Here is a 19890-nt window from a genome sequence, read left to right as displayed (position 1 = left end):
GGGCTCACGCGGCCCGCTGTGAGCGGGAACGGTCGCCATGGCGACCATTCCCGCTCACGACCTGCGCGGCGACGACCTCGGCGTAGTGGGCCAGCAGCTCGTCGCACACCGACGACCACGTCCGGCGCAGCACCGACCGGCGTGCCGCGGCGCCGAACGCGGCACGCCGCTGCGGGTCGCACAGGCTCGCGACGGCCGCCCGCAGCTGCGCGTCGGCCGCGTCCGCGGCGGGATCGCCCGCGTCGGTGCCGGCGGGCCGGGGTGGGACGAGCAGGCCCGTCCGGCCGGGGAGGACCAGGTCGCGCGGCCCGCCCGCGTCAGGGGCGACGACGGGCAGCCCCGACGCCAGCGCCTCCTGCACGGCCTGGCAGAACGTCTCGGACGGGCCGGTGTGCACGAAGACGTCCAGCGAGGCGTAGATCGCGGCGAGGTCGTCGCCGTCGCGGAAGCCGAGGAACGCGGCGCCCGGCAGGGTCGCGCGCAGCCGCTCCTCGCTCGGCCCGGCCCCGACGACGACCAGCCGCACCCCCGGCAGTCCCGCGAGCGCGGCGAGCCGTTCGACCTGCTTCTCCGGCGCGAGCCTGCCGACGTAGCCGACGAGGACCTCCGCGTCGGGTGCCAGCTCCGCGCGCCGGGCCGGCGAACGCCGCGACGGGGTGAACCGCCGGGTGTCGACCCCGCGTGCCCATCGGTGCACCCGCGGCACGCCGCGCCGGCGCAGCGCCTCGGCCGCCCAGCTCGACGGTGCGAGCGTGCGGTCGGCCTGCGAGTGCAGCCGGCACGTCCAGCGCCACGCGGCGCGCGCGGTCAGCCCGAGCCCGTAGGACGACGCGAACCCGGCGACGTCGGTCTGGTAGACCGCGACCGTCGGGATGCCGAGGCGGCGGGCGGCGGCCAGCCCGCGCGCGCCGACGACGAACGGCGCCGCCAGGTGCACGACGTCGGGGGCGAAGGCCCGCAGCGCGGTGAGGATGCGCCTGCTCGGCACCCCGACCGGCATCGAGTTGACGACGGGCAGCTCCACGGCCGGCACCCGTACGACCGGCACGTCGCCCCAGCGATCGGGCTCACCGGTCCCGGGTGCGACGACGAGCGCTTCGTGCCCGGTCTCGCCGAGGTGCTCCAGCACCCGCAGCACCGAGTTCGTGACGCCGTTGACGACGGGCAGGAAACTCTCGGAGACGATCGCGACACGCACGCCCCGACCCTGCACCGGCCCGGTCCCCGCGGGCCGACGCCCGCGCGACACGTCGCGGAACACCCGCCCAACAGCGGGTGCCCGTCCTGGGCGCCCCGTGAGAGCGGCACCTGCGAGCTGCGCCCTTCCCGGCCGCGTAGGGGTATCCGGCCACGCAGGGGATCCCCGGCGGCGCGCGGGTTTTCCGGTCGCGCAGGGGTTTCCCGGCCGCGCGCGGACCGGCCAAACCGCGCGCGCACCGTCCTGGCCGCGCGGGGACCTCCACGGCCGCGCGGACGGGGTTGGTCGAGTGCTCCGTGTCACGTCATCCGCGCGTCGCACCCGGGACACCCTGGTCGCCGAGCCTTCACAGCCATGACGGTCCTGCCCCGCCCCGACGCCGCCGCGCACCGGATGCCCGTGCCCGCACCGGTCGAGCCCGGTCTGCTGTCCCGCGCGCTGGAGGTCGCCGGGCGGCTCGCCAACGACGCCGCCGAGGTGATCGCAGCGACGGCCGGCCGGTCGGTGGCGGGCGGCCTGCCACCCGGCGCGACGAGCAAGGCCGACCCGTTCGACTGGGTCACCGACACCGACCGCACCCTCGAGCGCCACACCCGGCGAGTGCTGGCCGCCGAGTTCCCGGGCGTGCCCGTCGTCGGCGAGGAGTACGGGCGCGACGCAGGTGCCGCGGACGCCGCCCTGCGCTGGGTCGTCGATCCCGTCGACGGCACGGCCAACTTCGTCGCCGGGTTCCCCTGGTGCGCCTACAGCCTGGCGCTGGTCGACCACGACGGCCCGGTCGTCGGTGTCGTCGCCGATCCGGGCCGGTCCCGGCTCTACGCCGCCGCGCGCGGCCGCGGGGTGCGCGCCAACGGCGTCGCCGTCCGCGTCTGCGACCGCGACGACGCCGCGGGCGGCCTGGTGTGCGCCGAGCCCCCGACCGACACCCTGCTGCGCGCCGCCCGCGCGGGGCACGCGGGGGTCCGGGTGCTCGGCTCGTCGGCCCTGGCGATCACGCAGGTCGCCGGCGGACAGGCCGTGGCCGCCGTGCTCCAGGGCTACCAGGAGTGGGATGTCGCGGGGGCGCTCGCCCTGGCGCTGGCGGCAGGCGCGGTCGTCGTCGACGTCGACGGCAGGCCGGACCCCATGCCCGCCGACGGGATGGTCGTCGCGGCGCCCGGCGTCGTCGGCCAGGTACTGGGCTGGTGGCGGGGCTGACCTAGTGTCGGTCCATCGCCACCTCCTCCGCCTCCTCGTCGTCGGGAACCTCGTCCTCCGCGTCCGGCGCCTCGCGGCCCAGGACCTCACCGTCCGGGGCCTTCCTCGCCGTCCGGGCGACGCCGTTCCTGTTCGTCCTGATCTGGTCGTCGGGGTTCGTCGTCGCCCGACTGGCCGCGCCGCACGCCGAGCCGCTCACGTTCCTGCTGGTCCGGTACGCGGGCGTCGTCGTGCTGATGCTGGCGCTGGCGGCGGTGGCCCGGGCCCCGTGGCCGTCGTGGCGGCAGGCCGGGCACATCGCCGTCGCGGGCATCGGCATCCAGGCCGGCTACCTCGGCGGGGTCTGGGTCGCGGTCGCCGAGGGCATGCCGGCGTCGGTGACGGCGCTGGTGGTGAACCTGCAGCCGGTCCTCACCGCGCTGGTCGGCTGGGTCGCCGGCGAGCGGATGGGCCCGCGCCGGGCGACGGGGCTGGTCCTGGGGTTCGTCGGGGTGGCGCTCGTCGTGTCCGAGAAGCTCACGACGTCGGGCGTCACGACGCTCACGCTCCTGCTCTCCGGTGGCGCGCTGCTCGCGATCACCGCGGGCACCCTGTACCAGAAGCGCTTCTGCCCCGAGTTCGACCTGCGCACCGGGCAGGTCGTGCAGTTCGTCGCCGCGCTCGTCGTGACCGCGCCGTTCGCGCTGGCGTTCGAGCCGATGCGGATCGACTGGACCCCCGAGGTGATCGGGGCGCTGCTGTGGTCGGTGCTCGTGCTCACCGGCGGCGGCATCTCGCTACTGTTCGTGATGCTGCGCCGCGGCGCCGCGACCCAGGTGACGACGTACTTCTACCTCGTGCCCGCGATCACCGCCGTGCTGGCGTTCGTAATGTTCGGCGAGCGCCCCGGCTGGGTCGCCGTCGCCGGGATGGCCGTGACCGTCGTCGGGGTGGCGCTGGCCGCGCGTTCTCAGACGCGCGCGACCTCGACCGGACGGCTCTCCGCCGCCTGACGCGCCTGCCGGCGACGGCGCAGCCACCACGCCCACGAGCCGAGGACCGCCCACGTCCCGGCGACCGCCCCCAGCAGGATCGGCAGCCGGTCGAGCGCGGTGCGGCCCGCGACCCGGACCAGCGACGGGTGGTCGGTCGCGTACTCGACGACGATCGTCGTGCCCGACTGCAGGCCACGCGGGTACATGACGCCGCGCTCCGGGACGACGGCCTGCCCGTCGGCAAGGGTGAACCGGACCAGGGTGCGGCTGAAGCTCGACCCGTCGAGCACGGTGGCGGTGGTGAAGGCGCGGTGCGCCGCGATGGCCCGGTCGTCGAGCATCGCACCGACGAACGCCAGCGCCGCCAGCACGGTGACCAGCACCGCGAGCCCCACGACCAGCTCCGGTTTGCGCCCGCGCAGCCAGGAGACAGCGGCGCGGCCCGAGGTCCCGATCGCCTCGATCAGCTCGCTGCCGCTGCCCGACACCCGACCGAGTGTAGGCACCGCAACCGTTGTGTCGTGGCCCGCACCTTCCGGGGCGGGCGCGCACGGTCGCCCCGAGCGGCCTACCCTCGGTGGACGTGACCGTCGCTCCATCACCGTCTCCGCTTCGCGTGCGGACCCGCACGGTGGACGACCCGGGCCGCCTGCTCGACCTGCTGCCCGACGACCGTCCCCTGTCCTGGGTCCGCGAGGGCGAGGGGCTCGTCGGCTGGGGCGAGGTCGCGCGGTTCACCGGGACGGGTTCCGGCCGGTTCGCCGAGGCCGACGCGTGGTGGCGCTCGTTCACCGCCCGGCTCGACGTGCGCGACGAGGTCGGCGTGCCCGGCACCGGGGCGGTCGCCTTCGCGAGCTTCACCTTCGCCGATCGGTCCCCCGGATCGGTGCTGGTCGTGCCGCGGGTCGTCGTCGGGCGCCGTGACGGACGCACCTGGATCACCGAGTTCGCGGGCGACGGCGTGCGTACCGCGATGCGCCAGGCCGTGCCGGTGCGGGTGGGCGGCGCCCTGCGCTACGACGACGGCGACATGACCGTCGCCGACTACCGCGGCGCCGTCGCCGAGGCGGTCCGCCGGATGCGCGCCGGCCAGCCGCAGAAGGCCGTGCTGGCCCACGACCTGCTGGCCGTCGCCGACCAGCCGCTCGACGCGCGGTTCCTGCTCGCCGGGCTCGCCCACCACTACCCGACGTGTTGGGCCTACTCCGTGGACGGTCTCGTCGGCGCCACGCCCGAGCTGCTGCTGCGCCGCGAGGGTGAGGTCGTCTCCTCGAGGGTGCTGGCCGGGACGATCTGGCCGGGCGACGACCCCGCCGGCGCCGGCACCGACATCGGCGCCGCCCTTCTCGCGTCGGCCAAGGACCAGCGCGAGCACGCGTTCGCGGTCGACTCCCTCGCCGCGACGCTGCGTCCGCACTGCCGCACGCTCGACGTCCCGTCCGAGCCGTCGATCCTGGCGTTGCACAACGTCTCGCATCTCTCCTCCGACGTGCGCGGCGTGTTGCGCGACGGCGCGTCCCTATTGACCCTCGTCGCCGACGTGCACCCCACCGCCGCGGTCGGCGGCACCCCGCGGACCGAGGCGCTGCAGGTCATCGCCGAGCTGGAGCGGATGGACCGCGGCCGCTACGCCGGTCCCGTCGGGTGGATCGACGCCGCGGGTGACGGGGAGCTCGGCATCGCGCTGCGGTGCGCGCAGCTCGACGGCAACACCGCCCGGCTGTTCGCCGGTTGCGGCATCGTCGCCGACTCCGACCCCGACTCCGAGGTCCGCGAGGCCGCGGCGAAGCTCGTCGCCGTCCGCGAGGCCCTGGAGGGCACGCTCGTCGGCGGCTGAGCCCGGCACCCGCCGCGCCGCGGCAACCTCGGTGCCGTCGACCGGCCTGGGAGCGACGGCGAGGTTGCGCCCGACAGCCGAAACGCAACCCCACTGCTCTCCCGAGGCCCGCACGCGACGCTCAGGTTGCGCCCGAGCTTCCGCGCGCAACCTCACCGCTCTCCCGAGGCCCGAACACGACGCCCAGGTTGCGCTGAAGCGGGTCGAACTCGGGCGGCCGGGGCGGTCGGCGGCACCGGCAGGCAGGTCAGAGCCCTGACAGTGCCGCGTCGATCCGGGCGCGCAGCCGGGCGTGGCCGTCGCGCAGGTCGCCACGCTCGGCGCGGACCTCGACGAGCGTCCGCCCCGCGGGGACCCCCAGCACCTCGGCGAGCTTCGCGGGATCGTCGACGGCCGTGTGGGCGACACCGACCGCCGCGCACAGCGCCGCGACGTCGACGGTGTGCGGGGTCCCGAAGACCCGCTCGAAGGACGCCGCGTGTGCGGGAGCGCCCTGTTCGAGCAGGCTGAAGATGCCACCCCCGCGGTCGTTGAGCACCACGAACGTCAGGTCGGGGGCGGGCTCGTCGGGGCCGAGCACGAGCCCGGTGGTGTCGTGCAGCAACGTCAGGTCGCCGAGGAGGGCGAAGGTCGGTCCGTCGTGGGCGAGTGCCACACCGGTGGCGGTGGAGACGGTCCCGTCGATACCCGCGACGCCGCGGTTGGACACGACGGTCAGCCCGGCCCGCGGCGCCCCGGCCAACGCCATGTCCCGCACGGGGTTCGACGAGCCCAGGACCAGCGCGGCACCGTCGGGCAGCGCCGCGGCGAGGGCGTGCGCGAGCCGCAGCCCGGTGGGCGCGTCGTCGGCGAGCGCGGCGTCGAGGGCGACGGACGCGGCCCGGTCGGCCGCCTGCCAGCGGGCGAGCCAGCCCGCGTCGGGCCGCATCGCCGGCAGCGACCCGACGGCGCGGACGGTTGCGGCGACGTCGGTCCAGGGGGCGCCGTCGCCGATCGCGTGGACGGCGACGGCGGGGTCGGCGAGCAGCCGTTGCACGGGGCGGTGCAGCGTCGGCCGACCGGCGACGACGACCTGGGCCGGCCGCAACGACGGATCACCCAGCAGCCAGGGCCCCGCGCGCAACCCCGCGCCCCAGTACCCCGACGACGGCTCGGCGACGACCGGTAGGCCCGCGAGGTCGAGCCCGGCGGGCGCTCCCGGCCCGACGACGACGACCGTCGGCGCGGCCGGGTCGAGCGGCAACGGCTCGGAGGCGGCCGGCATCCCCGGGGCGACAGCGGTCCACGGGCGGCCGCCGGCACGGCCGTCCAGGGGGTCGGGCCAGGACGTGTCGTCGTCGGGCACGAGGGGCTCGGCGAACGGGACGTCGAGGTGCACCGGGCCCGGTTCCCTGAGGGCGGCGGCCAGCGCCCGGTCGACCGCGGCGCGCCAGCGGCCCTGCTGCCCCGCCTCCGAGCGCGCGACGGCCAGCACCGCGGCGTGCCGCACGGCGTCGCCGAAGATCCCCGGCTGCACGACGGTCTGGCTGGCGCCGGTGCCGACCAGCTCGGGCGGCCGGTCGGCGGTGAGCGCGACGAGCGGCACCCCGGCGTACGACGCCTCCAGCACGGCCGGGTGCAGGTTGGCCACCGCGGTGCCCGAGGTCGTGCAGACGGGGACGGGACGGCCGGAGCGCAGCGCGAGCCCGAGCGCGAGGAACGCGGCCGTGCGTTCGTCGATTCGGACGTGGAGCCGCAGCCTGCCGGCGGCGTCGGCGTCGTGCAGCGCGATCGCGAACGGGGCGTTGCGCGACCCCGGGCAGAGCACGACGTCGCCGACGCCGCATCGCACCAGCTCGTCGACGATGACCCTGGCCTGGGCCGTCGAGGGGTTCACCCACGCGAGTCTACGAACGGACGAACCGCGGACGGCGGCGCGGCGCATATCGTCGGCTGGATCACCCCGACGGAGGCGTGCATGGGCGAGGACGGTTTCTGGGACGACGTCGAGCGGCACCTGGTCCGCTACGGGGGGCCGTTCACCCCGGCCGTGATCGAGAGCGCGGCGGGCTCGTTCGTCCGAGACTCCACGGGCCGGGCCATCCTCGACTTCACGTCGGGCCAGATGAGCGCGGTGCTCGGGCACTCGCACCCGGACGTCGTCGCCACGGTCCGCGAGTCGGTCGCGACGCTGGACCACCTCTTCAGCGGCATGCTGTCGCGCCCGGTCGTCGACCTGGCCCGCGAGCTCGCCGCGACGCTGCCCGACCCGCTGGAGCGCACGCTGCTGCTGACGACGGGCGCGGAGTCGAACGAGGCGGCGCTCAAGATGGCGAAGCTCTACACCGGCGGCTGGGAGGTCGTGAGCTTCGCGCAGTCGTGGCACGGCATGACCGGCGGCGCCGCGTCGGCGACCTACAGCGCGGGCAGGCGCGGCTACGGCCCGCCGATCCCCGGCAACCTCGCGATCCCGGCGCCCTACGCCTACCGCAGCGTGTTCGGCGACGACTGGCGCACCGAGCTCGACGTCGCCTGGGACCTGGTCGACCGGCAGTCGGCGGGCGCGCTCGCGGCGTGCCTGGTGGAGCCGATCCTGTCGTCGGGCGGGGTCGTCGAGCTGCCGCCCGGATACCTGGAGGCGTTGCGGCGCAAGTGCGACGAACGCGGGATGCTGCTCGTCCTCGACGAGGCGCAGACCGGTGTCGCCCGCACCGGCACCATGTACGCCTTCGAGCGCGACGGCGTCGTCCCCGACATCCTGACGTTGTCGAAGACGCTCGGCGCCGGGCTCCCGCTCGCCGCGACGATCACGTCCGCCGAGATCGAGGAGCGCTGCCACGAAGGCGGCTTCCTCTTCTTCACCACGCACGTCTCCGACCCGCTGCCCGCCGCCGTCGGGCTGACCGTGCTCGACGTGGTCCGCCGCGACGGGCTGGTCGCGCGGGCCGCCGAGCTGGGCACCCGGCTGCGGGCCGGGCTGCGCGAGCTGGCCGCCCGGCACGACTGCATCGGCGACGTCCGTGGCCGCGGGCTGCTGCAGGGCATCGAGCTCGTCACCGACCGCACGACGAGGGAGCCCGCCGACAAGCTGGGCCGCGCCGTCACCGCCGAGTGCCTGGCGCTCGGGCTGCACATGAACGTCGTGCAGCTGCCGGGCATGGGCGGGGTGTTCCGCATCGCGCCGCCGCTGACCGTCGCCGACTCCGAGGTCGACCTCGGGCTGGACATCCTCGACCGGGCTCTGACGAACGTCGCCACGGGGTGACGTAGTTTCGGGTCGTCATGAGCGCGACCCTGCAGGCCACCGATCTCGCCGCCGGCCACGGCGCCCGCGTCCTGTTCTCCGGGCTCGATCTCGTCGTCGCGCCCGGCGACGTGGTCGGACTCGTCGGCGCCAACGGCGCCGGCAAGTCGACGTTGCTGCGGCTGCTGGCCGGCGAGGATCGGCCCGAGGAGGGCTCGGTCGCCCTCAGCCCGCCCGACGCGACCGTCGGCCACCTGCCGCAGGAACCCGACCGGCGGCCCGGCGAGACCGTCGCCGCGTTCCTGTCCCGGCGCACCGGGGTCACTGCCGCGCAGGAGCTGATGGACGCCGCCGCGGCCGCGCTGTCCGACGGTGCCGCGGGCGCCGACGACCTGTACGCCACCGCGCTCGACCGCTGGCTCTCCCTCGGCGGCGCCGATCTCGACGAACGCGCCGGCGCGGTGAGCGCGGAGGTCGGCCTCGGCGTCGACCTCGACACCCCCATGACGGCCCTCTCGGGTGGGCAGGCCGCCCGCGCCGGTCTCGCGGCGCTGCTGCTCTCGCGCTACGACGTGCTGCTGCTCGACGAGCCCACCAACGATCTCGACCTCGACGGGCTCGAACGCCTCGAACGCTTCGTGACGGGCCTGCGCTCGCCCGCCGTGATCGTCTCCCACGACCGGGAGTTCCTGGCGCGCACGGTGACCCGCGTCGTCGAGCTCGACCTCGCCCAGCAGCAGGTCGGTGTGTACGACGGCGGCTACGACAGCTACCTCGCCGAGCGCGAGGTGGCCCGCCGGCACGCCCGCGAGGCCTACGAGGACTACGCCGACACCCTCGGCGGACTCAAGGACCGCGCCCAGATGCAGCGCAACTGGATGGCGCAGGGCGTGCGCAACGCACGTCGCAAGTCGACCGACAACGACAAGATCGGCCGCAACAAGCGCGCCGAGACCAGCGAGAAGCAGGCCGCCAAGGCCCGGCAGACGCAGCGGATGATCGAACGGCTCGACGTCGTCGAGGAGCCCCGCAAGGAGTGGGAGCTGCGCATGACGATCGCCGCGGCCCCGCGCTCGGGAACCGTCGCGGCGTACGCCGACGCGGCCGTCGTGCACCGCGGGTCGTTCACCCTCGGCCCCGTGAGCGTCCAGGTCGACTGGGCGGACCGGGTCGTCGTCACCGGGGCCAACGGCTCGGGCAAGACGACGCTGCTCGCCGCCCTGCTGGGCCGCATCCCGGTCGACTCGGGAGCCGCCGGGCTCGGGTCCGGGGTCCGGGTCGGGGAGGTCGACCAGGCGCGCGGGCTGTTCATGGGCGACGCGTCGCTGGCCCGCGCGTTCGGCGAGGCGGTCCCGGACTGGAACGACTCCGACGTCCGCACGCTGCTCGCGAAGTTCGGGCTGACCCGCGAGCACGTGCCGCGCCCGGCGTCGTCGCTGTCACCCGGCGAGCGGACCCGCGCGGCGCTGGCGCTGCTGCAGGCCCGCGAGGTCAACCTCCTGGTGCTCGACGAGCCCACCAACCACCTCGACCTGCCCGCGATCGAGCAGCTCGAACAGGCCGTCGAGAACTTCCCCGGGACCGTACTGCTGGTGACCCACGACCGCCGGATGCTCGACACCGTCCGCGCGACGCGGCGCTGGCACGTCGACGCGGGGAAGGTCGACGAAGCACAGTGAGTGGCAATCGTCGCCATGGCGACGATTGCCACTCACGAGGGTGGTCAGGACTCGGGCGTGGGTTCGGCCTGCGGGCCGATCGCGAAGCGGAGCTCCTGGCCTTCGGAGGTCTCGACCGGCTGCACGTCCAGCACCTTGTCGTCGAGGACCTCCGCGGCCGCGGGCTCCAGGAACACGGTCACCCCGTCGCCGGTGAGCACCGTGTCGCTCTCGACCGGCTGGGCCGCGAGCGACAGCTCCAGGCCCTGGTCGGGCTCGGTGGAGGCGATGCGCAGACCCCCTCCGTCGGGGAGTTCTGCGTCGGCCGTCAATGACTTGATGGCCTCTGCCGCGGTCTCGGTGATTGCCAACATTCACCCCACACTAGGCACGTGTCCGGGCGCTCGCACGCCCGCCGAGCCGCCGGTCACGTCGATTCAGCCGAACCGGTCGGGGTCCGGACCCAGTCGGGTGCCCGCGTCGAGCGAGCTCACCGTCGCCATCTCCTCGTCGGAGAGCGCGAAGTCGAAGACGTCGATGTTCTCCCGGATCCGCGACGGCGTCACCGACTTGGGGAACACGATGTTGCCCAGCTGGATGTGCCAGCGCAGCACGACCTGGGCCGCCGACTTGCCGTGCGCCTGCCCGATCGCGACCAGCCGCTCGTCGGACAGCAGCTCGCCGCCCTTGGCGATCGGCGCCCACGCCTCGGTGAGGATCCCGTGCGCCGCGTGGTATTCGCGCAGGTCGGCCTGGGTGAGCAGCGGGTGCAGCTCGATCTGGTTGACCGCGGGGACGGTGCCGGTCTCGGCGGCGAGGCGCTCGAGATGCGCAACCTGGAAGTTGGAGACGCCGATCGCGCGGGCGAGGCCGTCCTTCGCGCACCGCTCCAGGCCCTCCCAGGTCTCGACGTAGACGTCGGCCTGCGGGCGGGGCCAGTGGATCAGGTAGAGGTCGACGTGGTCGAGGCCCAGCTTCTCCAGGCTCTCGCCCAGCGCCGCGACCGCGGAGTCGCGGCCCTGCCGGTCGTTGGCCAGCTTGGTGGTGACGAAGACCTCGTCGCGCGCGAGTCCCGACTCGGCCAGGGCGCGGCCCACCTCGGCCTCGTTACCGTAGGCCTGGGCGGTGTCGATGTGCCGGTAGCCGGCGTCGAGCGCCTGGCGGACCGCCTCGACCGTCTCGCCGGGACCGACCTGGAAGACGCCGAAACCGAACTGCGGTATCGCGACGCCGTTGTTCAACGTCAGGTTGGGGACAGAGCTCATACGACCGGTCTACCCGATGCGGCGCCGCCACACCCTGTCGCCTGCGCACGATCGTCCGACGATGCGCGCGGGCCCTCTGTGGCCCTGGACCGCCGCGACCGGGGTGCCCGGCGCGCCGGGCTGACCACTCCTGGTTCGCCGGGTGCGGCCGCGCCCGGCGTGATCGCAGTCGGGGTGACCGCACCCGGCGTGGCCCGCGTTCAGGGTGGCCGCGCGCGGCCGCGTTCAGGGTCGGCCGCGGGGGAAGCGCTCGTGGTGGCCCCGCCCGGGTGATCGCCGAATGCGGGACATGCGCGACATCCTCCGCTGTGATCAGCGTTCGAGGGACATGCGCGCACCAGGATGCGCCCATGTCCCTCGCTCGACGATCACCACGGGGCCACGGCCCGTCGGGACACCTCACGCGCGGGCCGGCTCGACGACCGTCCCACCCGGCGCCACGGCCTTCGCCGGCGGCCCCGCCGCCCGGGCCGCCCACACCGCCAGCGTCGCGACGAGCAGCACCTCGGTCAGCGCCAGCCCCCGCTCGACCAGGCCCAGCGGGATGGTGTTCCACCACGAGCGGCCGGTGATCGGGCGGAGCGCGAAGCCCCACAGGATCGGCAGGAACCACCCCAGCGACGCCAGGGCCAGCACCCGCGTCCAGACCCGGGCGGCGAACGACTCCGACCTGCCGCGCTGCCCGCGCGCGACGAGCAGCCCCCCGATCGGCAGCGCGAGGAAGGCGACGAGGCTCGCGTAGCGGTGGATGTAGCCGCCGACGCTCGGTCCGACCGCCCAGTTCGTCTTCTCGAACACGACCACGGTGACCATGCCGAGGACCCACACCGCGAGCATGACCGTCGCCCCGGAGAGCGGCCGCAGGACCCGGGTGCGCGCCAGCGCCACCAGCACGGCCAGCGACCCGACGGCGAGCGCGATCACGCCGACGTCGAAAAACCAGGCGTCGGGGCCGAGGGCGTACTCGCTGATCGTGCGGCGGACGGGGTCGACGCGACCGGCGGAGACGACGTGCAGCGCCCCGACCAGCACGATCGCCAGCGCGACGCCGAGCCCGCCGACCGCGGCCAACCCCCGCGACACGGTGTCCCTGGGCACACGGCTCCCCCTCGTCGCCCTCCTGTTGAGAAGTCAACGATCGGAGACCGGCCCCGAGTTCCCCCGGTGGAGGCCGAGGGCGCGGGCCGCGAGCTGGGCGAGGTGGACGGGTTCGCGGGTCCCGGCCTGACGCAGCTGGGTCCGGCAGCTGAAGCCGTCGGCCAGCACCGCGACATCGGCGTCGGCCGCCCGGACGGCCGGCAGCAGGACGCGTTCGGCGCACGCCATCGAGACGTCGTAGTGGCCGTCCTCGAACCCGAAGTCGCCGGCGAGCCCGCAGCAGCCCGAGTCCAGCACCTCGGCGTCGATCCCCAACGCGCGCATGACCGTCCGGTCGGCGTCGACGCCCAGCTCGGCGTGCTGGTGGCAGTGCACCTGCACGAGCGCGCGGCCGCCGGGCGCGGTGACCAGTCCGGGGAGCTCGTCGGCGTGCCGGGCAAGGACCTCGGCGAACGTCCGCACCCCGTCGGCGAGCAGCGCGACGTCGGGGTCGTCGGGCAGCAGCTCGGCCGCGTCGGCGCGCAGCGCGGCCGTGCACGACGGCTCCAGCCCAACCACCGGCACACCCGCGGTGAGCCACGGACGGATCGTGCGCAGGCTGCGCGCCACCACCTTCCGCGCGGTGTCCAGCTGTCCGGTGGACTTCCAGGTCAGCCCGCAGCACACCGCCCGCGGCGGGAGCTCGACGGCGTAGCCCAGGGCTTCCAGCACCGCGACCGCGTCGGTCGCGATCGCCGGGTCGAAGTGGTCGGTGAACGTGTCCGGCCAGAGCAGCAGCCGCCCACGTCGGGCTCGTGCGGGACGGACGGCACGCAACGGGCGGCGGGCGGCGCTGCGGGTGAACGAGGTCCGGGCGATCGGCGGGATGGCGCGTCGGGGGTCGATCCCGGCGAGGCGCTTCGCCGGCGCCGCCAGCGGCCCGCGCGCCGCCGCGTTGAGGGCGTCCACCAGCCGCGCCGGCAGCCTGCCGACGATCCCCAGCCACCGCGGCAGCGCGCCCATCGAGTAGTGCGAGGCGGGTCGGCGGCGTCCGGCCCAGTGCTGGGCGAGGAACTCCGCCTTGTACGCGGCCATGTCGACGCCGACCGGGCAGTCGCGCTTGCAGCCCTTGCAGGACAGGCAGAGATCGAGCGCCTCGGCGACGTCGGGCGAGTCCCACCCACCACCGACGACCTGCCCGTTGGCCATCTCGAACAGCAGTCGCGCCCGGCCGCGGGTGGAGTGCATCTCCTCGCCGGTCGCGCGGTAGCTGGGGCACATGACCCCGCCGGATCCGGTGACGCAGCGCCCGACGCCGAGGCAGCGCCGCGTGGCGCGGGTGAAGCTGCCGCGGTCGTCGGCGAACGCGAGCTGCGGTGTGTCGGCGATGGACGGCATCCCGACGAAGACGCGCAGGTCGTCGTCGAGCTTGGCGGGGCGCACGAGGCAGCCGGGGTTCATCCGGTCGTCGGGATCCCAGACTGCCTTGAACTCCTCGAACCCCTCGATGATCGACGGCGGGTACATGCGCGGCAGCAGCTCTGCACGGGCGGTGCCGTCGCCGTGCTCGCCGGAGAGCGACCCGCCGTGCGCGACGACGAGGTCGGCCGCGGCCTCCATGAAACCCCGGAAGTTGGCGATCCCGCTGCGCGAGAGCAGATCGAAGTCGATGCGCACGTGCAGACAGCCGTCGCCGAAGTGCCCGTAGTAGACGCCGCGGCGGCCGTGGTCGGCCAGCACCCGGTCGAACTCGCGCAGGTAGGCGCCGAACCTCTCCGGCGGGACCGCCGCGTCCTCCCAGCCGGGCCACGCCTCGCCGCCGTCGGGGCTGCGGGTGAGGATGCCCGCGCCGTCCTCCCTGATGCGCCACAACGCCTTCTGCGCCGCCGGGTCGCCGACGACGACGCTCGTCGCCCCGTAGGACCGCATCGCCGCCGCCACGGCTGCCGCGGCGGCCTCGGCCTCCCGCCGCGTCGCCCCACCCGTCTCGACGTAGAGCCAGCCACCGCCCTCCGGCAGGGCCTCGGTGGCCCGCTCGAGGGGGTCGTGCGCACGCAGGGCGGCGACCAGCCCGGCGTCCATCCCCTCGATCGTCAACGGGGCGTGCTCGCGGACGACCATGACGTGGTCGGCGGCGACGTAGGCGTCGGGGAAGCCGAGGACGGCCAGTGCGCGGGCCGGCGGGGACTCGACGAGGCGCACCGTGGCCTCGGTGACGACCGCGCAGGTGCCCTCCGTCCCGACGAGCGCCTTCGCCAGGTCGAAGGCACCGGGCACGAGGCTGTCGAGGTTGTACCCCGAGACCCGGCGCGTGAGCTCCGGGACCGACGACCGGATCTCACCCGCCAGCCGGGACCCCAGGGCGCGCAGCCGGTCCGGGATGTCGCCGGTCGAGGCGGGGCCGGCGGTGAGCCGCTCGCCGCGGTAGGTCAGGACGTCGAGCGACACCGTGTTGTCGACGGTCTTGCCCCACGCGACCGAGTGCGACCCGCAGGCGTTGTTCCCGATCATGCCGCCGAGCGTGCAGCGCGAGTGCGTCGACGGGTCCGGGCCGAAGGTCAGACCGTGCGGTCGGGCGGCGTCGCGCAACGTGTCGAGCACGACCCCTGGCTGGACGCGGGCGGTCCCGGCCTCGGGGTCGATGTCGAGGACACGGTTCATGTGCGCGCGGAAGTCGAGCACGACGGCGGTGTTCACCGCCTGCCCGGCGATCGACGTGCGCGCCCCCACCGGCAGGACCGGGACGTCGTGGCGGCGGCAGACCTCGAGCGCGGCCTCGACGTCTGCGGCGTCGCGGGGGGCGACCACGCCGATCGGCACCCGCCGGTAGTTCGACGCGTCCGCCGACCACATCGCGCGGTGCGCGGCATCGAACCGGACGCCTCCGGACACGGCTGCGGCAAGGTCGGCAGCGAGGTCGGCGGCGAGGTCGGCAGCGAGGTCGGCGGCGAGGTCGGCAGCGAGGTCGGCGGTCCCGTCGGTGCGCACGTCCCCCAGTCTCTGCTCCCGACGCCGTGCCGCGCCCACCGGGCCGCCCCGACCCCGACCGCGGCGGTGCGCCGAGCCGCTCCTGCCGCCGGCGGCCACAGCGGGCGCGCGACCGGCCGGCTCCCGCCCGCGCAGCCCGTCCCGGTGCTTCGCCGAGCGGGAGCAGCCGCTCCACCCGTCGCCCGCACTTGGTAACGTCGCCCGGCGCAGGTCCAGCAGCGTGGCCCGCGGTCAGAACGCCGAGACCGAGCCCGCTGGACAGGTGCCCATGCACGACGACCTCGATCCGTCCCCGACGATCGAGGCCCTCAGCCGACCCGCGACCGCCGACCACGTCGGCCGGTTCAGGCTGGACCTCGCCACGGGCGCGTGGACATGGCCGGTGCTCCCGGCCGGCCCCGCACGTCACCTCGACCCCCGCGACGTGCTCTCCCTGTCGACGGCGGACGGCGCGGCCACGATCGCCGAGGCCGTCACGAAGGGCGCGCCCGTCTGCGGGATGTTCCGGGTCGCCGACGGCTCGGGGCCCGCGCGCAGTCTGCTGGTCCTCGTCGAGCCCGACCTCGACGGGGCGGAGGTGGTCGCGGCCGTGGGGACCGTCGTCGACCTGGGCACCGAGCGCGACGAGCTGCTCGGACGCGCCGACCAGTTGGAGACGGCGTTGCGCAGCCGCCCGGTGATCGAGCAGGCCAAGGGCATGCTGATGCAGCTGAAGGGATGCTCGGAGGACGACGCGTTCCGGCTGCTGATCACGCTCTCGCAGGCGGTCAACCGCAAGCTGCGCGACGTCGCGGTCGAGATCGTCGGTGCGCTCCCCGCGGGAACCCCGCTGCCCCGCGACATCGCCCGCGCCCTCTCGAGTGAGCTCGGAACGACCCGGCGCGACGGCGACACCGCGAGCCGCCGCGACCGGGACGGGCAGGCCTGGCACTGAACCGGCAGCGCCGGCGCGAGGTGCCGGCACCGCGGCGCGGCGTCCGCGCCCGTCCGGGCAGGACCGGTCAGGAGCCGCTGACACCGACGACCGTCCGGGACGACGTGTGTCGGCTGGGACGGCGGGGAACGCTCGACTGCGGCCCCGCTTCACCGGACCCGCTCCTGCCGGTCTACCCCGACCCCGGCGGTCGGTCACCGAGCCGCACGGCCCGGGTCGCGCGGTTGGTCAGGTCGAGTTCGTAGTCCTGGCCGACGAGGTCGGCTCCGAAGCTGTGATGCGGCCTCTCGGCGACGAGTCGGAAGCCGGCGTCGAGGTAGATCCGCCGGGCGGCGGCGAGCACGTCGTTGGTCCAGAGCCGGAGGCGCTCGTAGCCCTCGGTGCGGGCGAAGTCGACGCAGGTGGCGACGAGCCGGGTGCCGAGCCCGTGGCCGCGTGCGGCGGGGTCGACGAGCAGAAGGCGAAGGACTGCGGTCGAGTCCCGTCCGGGGACGCAGAAGACGCAGCCGACGCGGCGGCCCTCCAGCTCGGCGATCCACGCACGAGACCCCGCCGCGCCGGCGCCGAAGTCGGCGACGATCCGTGCGACGAGCGCCTCGAACGACGCGTCCCAGCCGAACTCCCGCGCGTACTGCTCGCCGTGCGCGGCGACGACCCAGCCGAGGTCACCCGGCCTGCCGAGTTCTCGGATTTCCATGACCTCCCCCTTTCACTGAAACACTCGTTTCAGTAGGGTGGACCGCGTGCCCCGGGATGCGCAAGGGTCGGCCCGCCGGGCCGAGCTGCTGGAGAAGGCGTACGCCTACGCCCTGCAGCACGGCCTCGCCGGCATGTCGCTGCGCCCGCTCGCCGAGGCGATCGAGACCAGTCCGCGCGTGCTCCTGTATCTGTTCGGCTCGAAGGACGGCCTGGTCAGGGCCCTGCTGGCGCGGGCTCGCGAGGCCGAGCTCGACGGGCTCCCGCCGGGTGAGGTCCCCGTGGCGGCCGTCTGGGAGTGGCTCGCCGCCCCGGAGCACCGCGGTCTCCTGCGGTTGTGGGTCGAGGGCTACGCCCGCTCGCTCGTCGAGCCCGACGGGCCGTGGGCGGGCTTCGCCGAGGCGACGGTGGCGGACTGGCTCGCCGTCCTGCGCCGGACCCTCACCGAACCCGCCGCGACCGCCGCACTGGCGCTCTTGCGTGGCGCGCTCCTCGACCTCCTCGCCACGGGTGACCGAGCCCGCACCACCGCCGCTGTGCAGGCCTTCGCTCCCTAGCCCCAGGTGCCACCGGACAGTGCGGACATCGGCGGCGTCGACCGGTCGCGGGCCCGAACCCGGGCGCGACGTAGGGTCCGCTGCGTGAGCGACGCCGTCTCCGAGCTGTTCGATCCCGAGGCCTGGACGGCCGTCCCGGGCTTCGACTTCACCGACATCACCTACCACCGGGCCGTGTCCACGGGCGCGGTGCGGATCGCGTTCGACCGCCCGGAGGTGCGCAACGCGTTCCGTCCGGGCACGGTCGACGAGCTGTACACCGCGCTCGACCACGCCCGGCAGAGCTCCGACGTCGGCTGCGTGCTGCTGACCGGCAACGGCCCGTCCCCGCGCGACGGCGGCCGGGCGTTCTGCTCGGGCGGCGACCAGCGGATCCGCGGCCGCAGCGGCTACCAGTACGCCTCGGGCGAGACGGCCGACACCGTCGAGCCCGGCCGGGCCGGCCGGCTGCACATCCTGGAGTGCCAGCGGCTCATCCGGTTCATGCCCAAGGTCGTCATCGCCGTCGTCAACGGCTGGGCGGCGGGCGGCGGGCACTCGCTGCACGCGGTGGCCGACCTGACGCTGGCCAGCGCGGAGCACGCCCGGTTCAAGCAGACCGACGCCGACGTCGGCTCCTTCGACGGCGGCTACGGCTCGGCGTACCTGGCCCGGCAGGTCGGGCAGAAGTTCGCCCGCGAGATCTTCTTCCTCGGGCAGGCCTACACCGCCGAGGAGATGCACGCGATGGGCGCGGTGAACCGGGTCGTCCCGCACGCCGACCTGGAGAAGGTCGCGCTGGAGTGGGCCACGCTCATCAACGGCAAGTCACCGCAGGCCCAGCGGATGCTGAAGTACGCGTTCAACCTGGCCGACGACGGGCTCGTCGGCCAGCAGCTGTTCGCCGGTGAGGCGACGCGGATGGCGTACATGACCGACGAGGCCGTCGAGGGGCGCGACGCGTTCCTGGAGAAGCGCGAGCCCGACTGGGCGCCCTATCCCTGGCACTACTGAGCGCCGTCGCGCCCACGCCCGGTCGCAACCTCATCGTCGTCGGAGCCGCTCGGCAGGACGCTCAGGTTGCGCTCGGGGCGGGGCGGGTCAGCGCAGGCGGCGGAGCGGGTCAGCAGGCGGGGGCCGTCCCGCCCGCGCGGATCGTGTCGAGGTCGGCGACGGCCTCGTCGAGCCGGTCGACCTTGACCAACGTCATCCCCGCGGGCGCCGCGGCCTTGGCCTCCGCACAGTTGGCCGACGGCACGAGGAACACCTGCGCTCCGGCGTCCTCGGCCGCGATCAGCTTGAGCGGGATGCCCGCGATCGCGCCGACGTCGCCGGTCGCGGTGATCTCGCCGGTGCCCGCGATGAACTTCCCGCCGGTCAGCTCGCCCGGGGTGAGCCGGTCGACGACGGCGAGGGAGAACATGAGCCCCGCCGACGGTCCGCCCACACCGGTGAGCGAGATGGTGATCGAGTCGTCGGGCGCCGCGGGCCGGGCTACGGGGGCGATGCCCAGCCCGCCCTGGGTGCTGCCGCTGAGCTGGATCAACGTGACGGTGACGGTCTGCTGGGCGCCCTCGCCGCGGACGATGTCGACGGGGACCTGCTGACCCGGCGCCGTCCCGGTGAGCGCGGCGCGGATGTCGGCGATCTTCGTGATCGGCTTGCCCTGCACAGAGACGATCCGGTCGCCGGGCCGCAGCACGGGGTTGACCGGGATCCCGGGGATGTCGGGGCCGACGATCACCTGCGCGGGCAGGTTGAGGAAGGTCAGCGCGGCCGAGACGGCGTCGGTCTCCGAGCTGTCGAAGTCGGCGTCGTTCTTGGCGTCGACCTCCTGCTGGGTCTGGCCCGGCGGGAAGACCGCGCTGCGCGGGACCACCTGCTGGTCGGGGTTCGCCCAGGCCCCGAGGACCTGGAACATCGTGAGCCCGTCGGTGACCGACACCGTCGTCATGTTCAGGTGCCCGGACGTCGGGTAGGTGGGCAGCCCGGAGATGTCGACGACGGGCTTGCCGTCCTGTGTGTCGAGGGTGTTGAACGTCGGGCCGGGGCCGAGGGCGACGATCGGCACCGGGACCGTCGCACCGAGCACGCAGACCGCCAGCAGGCCGGCGACGGCGAGCAGCAGCCGCACGGTGCTCGGACCGGGACGGCGAACCCGGGGCGTGGGCGGGGCGGGGGTGGCGCTCACCGGACACCTGACACGTGCGGACTCCCTGGAATGCCTGGGTGGGACGGCGCCCCCGACCGCCCGATCACCCCGGACGATACGACGCGTCCCTGAGCACGGCCGCGCGGCCCGGGTCG

Annotated in this window: 18 protein-coding genes; 8 read left to right on the top strand and 10 right to left on the bottom strand. The window is 74.9% G+C overall.

Annotated features, from left to right (window positions below; all coding sequences use genetic code 11):
• Positions 1 to 4 precede the first annotated feature (4 nt).
• On the bottom strand, positions 5 to 1198 hold the full coding sequence (locus PSD17_RS22530; protein ID WP_339124428.1) for a glycosyltransferase family 4 protein: 1194 nt from the start codon (positions 1196 to 1198) through the stop codon (positions 5 to 7).
• A gap of 354 nt (positions 1199 to 1552) precedes the next feature.
• Between PSD17_RS22530 and PSD17_RS22525 the strand changes: the two genes are divergently transcribed.
• Complete coding sequence (locus PSD17_RS22525) at positions 1553 to 2395, top strand: inositol monophosphatase family protein (RefSeq protein ID WP_013677603.1); 843 nt, start codon at positions 1553 to 1555, stop codon at positions 2393 to 2395.
• Position 2396: 1 nt separating this feature from the next.
• Here PSD17_RS22525 and PSD17_RS22520 read toward each other — a convergent pair whose 3' ends face one another.
• Positions 2397 to 2594, bottom strand: coding sequence for a hypothetical protein (locus PSD17_RS22520; RefSeq protein ID WP_339124427.1), 198 nt, complete (start codon positions 2592 to 2594; stop codon positions 2397 to 2399).
• On the opposite strand from PSD17_RS22520, the gene PSD17_RS22515 reads away from it, so the two are divergent.
• Positions 2524 to 3387 carry a DMT family transporter gene (locus PSD17_RS22515; protein ID WP_339124481.1) on the top strand — a complete coding sequence of 288 codons (864 nt, stop codon included), beginning with the start codon at positions 2524 to 2526 and terminating at the stop codon, positions 3385 to 3387. The two genes, PSD17_RS22520 and PSD17_RS22515, sit on opposite strands and share 71 nt — an antisense overlap.
• Here the strand turns inward: PSD17_RS22515 and PSD17_RS22510 are convergent.
• A complete protein-coding gene (locus PSD17_RS22510) occupies positions 3345 to 3857 on the bottom strand; it encodes a DUF3592 domain-containing protein (RefSeq protein ID WP_013677604.1) in 513 nt (170 codons plus the stop codon). The two genes, PSD17_RS22515 and PSD17_RS22510, sit on opposite strands and share 43 nt — an antisense overlap.
• 143 nt (positions 3858 to 4000) lie before the next feature.
• On the opposite strand from PSD17_RS22510, the gene PSD17_RS22505 reads away from it, so the two are divergent.
• Positions 4001 to 5206, top strand: a complete 1206-nt coding sequence (locus PSD17_RS22505; RefSeq protein ID WP_013677605.1) for an isochorismate synthase — start codon at positions 4001 to 4003, stop codon at positions 5204 to 5206.
• A gap of 247 nt (positions 5207 to 5453) precedes the next feature.
• Here PSD17_RS22505 and menD read toward each other — a convergent pair whose 3' ends face one another.
• Positions 5454 to 7082 carry a 2-succinyl-5-enolpyruvyl-6-hydroxy-3-cyclohexene-1-carboxylic-acid synthase gene (menD, locus tag PSD17_RS22500; protein WP_041760069.1) on the bottom strand — a complete coding sequence of 543 codons (1629 nt, stop codon included), beginning with the start codon at positions 7080 to 7082 and terminating at the stop codon, positions 5454 to 5456.
• An 81-nt stretch (positions 7083 to 7163) separates the two neighbouring features.
• Here menD and PSD17_RS22495 point away from each other — a divergent pair, with 81 nt between their 5' ends.
• Together PSD17_RS22495 and PSD17_RS22490 are read left to right on the top strand one after the other, a co-directional pair.
• The gene (locus tag PSD17_RS22495) at positions 7164 to 8450 is read left to right on the top strand and encodes an aspartate aminotransferase family protein (RefSeq protein WP_339124426.1); all 1287 of its coding nucleotides are present in this window, start codon (positions 7164 to 7166) and stop codon (positions 8448 to 8450) included.
• A 17-nt stretch (positions 8451 to 8467) separates the two neighbouring features.
• Positions 8468 to 10108 (top strand): ABC-F family ATP-binding cassette domain-containing protein, encoded by a 1641-nt coding sequence (locus PSD17_RS22490; protein WP_339124425.1) that lies wholly within the window; start codon positions 8468 to 8470, stop codon positions 10106 to 10108.
• Positions 10109 to 10152: 44 nt separating this feature from the next.
• Here the strand turns inward: PSD17_RS22490 and PSD17_RS22485 are convergent, their stop codons facing one another.
• The 4 genes from PSD17_RS22485 to PSD17_RS22470 form a co-directional block, all read right to left on the bottom strand.
• A complete protein-coding gene (locus PSD17_RS22485) occupies positions 10153 to 10461 on the bottom strand; it encodes an adhesin (RefSeq protein ID WP_013677618.1) in 309 nt (102 codons plus the stop codon).
• A 63-nt stretch (positions 10462 to 10524) separates the two neighbouring features.
• Positions 10525 to 11352: an aldo/keto reductase gene (locus PSD17_RS22480; RefSeq protein ID WP_339124424.1), complete on the bottom strand. Its 828-nt coding sequence runs from the start codon at positions 11350 to 11352 to the stop codon at positions 10525 to 10527.
• A gap of 399 nt (positions 11353 to 11751) precedes the next feature.
• Entirely contained in the window at positions 11752 to 12450 is a 699-nt protein-coding gene (locus tag PSD17_RS22475) for a DUF998 domain-containing protein (RefSeq protein WP_339124423.1), read from the bottom strand.
• A gap of 33 nt (positions 12451 to 12483) precedes the next feature.
• Positions 12484 to 15417, bottom strand: a complete 2934-nt coding sequence (locus PSD17_RS22470) for an FAD-binding and (Fe-S)-binding domain-containing protein (RefSeq protein ID WP_445261032.1) — start codon at positions 15415 to 15417, stop codon at positions 12484 to 12486.
• A gap of 220 nt (positions 15418 to 15637) precedes the next feature.
• On the opposite strand from PSD17_RS22470, the gene PSD17_RS22465 reads away from it, so the two are divergent.
• A complete protein-coding gene (locus PSD17_RS22465; RefSeq protein WP_049803525.1) occupies positions 15638 to 16351 on the top strand; it encodes an ANTAR domain-containing response regulator in 714 nt (237 codons plus the stop codon).
• 172 nt (positions 16352 to 16523) lie between these two features.
• On the opposite strand, the gene PSD17_RS22460 is transcribed toward PSD17_RS22465, so the two are convergent.
• A complete protein-coding gene (locus PSD17_RS22460) occupies positions 16524 to 17048 on the bottom strand; it encodes a GNAT family N-acetyltransferase (protein ID WP_339124422.1) in 525 nt (174 codons plus the stop codon).
• Between the two features lie 46 nt (positions 17049 to 17094).
• Between PSD17_RS22460 and PSD17_RS22455 the strand changes: the two genes are divergently transcribed.
• Positions 17095 to 17604 (top strand): TetR/AcrR family transcriptional regulator, encoded by a 510-nt coding sequence (locus PSD17_RS22455; RefSeq protein ID WP_339124421.1) that lies wholly within the window; start codon positions 17095 to 17097, stop codon positions 17602 to 17604.
• Positions 17605 to 17688: 84 nt separating this feature from the next.
• Positions 17689 to 18597 carry a 1,4-dihydroxy-2-naphthoyl-CoA synthase gene (locus PSD17_RS22450; protein WP_013677625.1) on the top strand — a complete coding sequence of 303 codons (909 nt, stop codon included), beginning with the start codon at positions 17689 to 17691 and terminating at the stop codon, positions 18595 to 18597.
• 109 nt (positions 18598 to 18706) lie between these two features.
• Here PSD17_RS22450 and PSD17_RS22445 read toward each other — a convergent pair whose 3' ends face one another.
• Positions 18707 to 19774, bottom strand: coding sequence for a YlbL family protein (locus PSD17_RS22445; protein WP_013677626.1), 1068 nt, complete (start codon positions 19772 to 19774; stop codon positions 18707 to 18709).
• Positions 19775 to 19890: the final 116 nt, after the last annotated feature.

Source organism: Pseudonocardia sp. D17, from assembly GCF_036984265.1.
Taxonomy (GTDB): Bacteria; Actinomycetota; Actinomycetes; order Mycobacteriales; family Pseudonocardiaceae; genus Pseudonocardia; species Pseudonocardia benzenivorans.
Note: the sequence above shows the minus strand (reverse complement) of the source record. Positions and strands in the feature narration are given on the sequence as shown.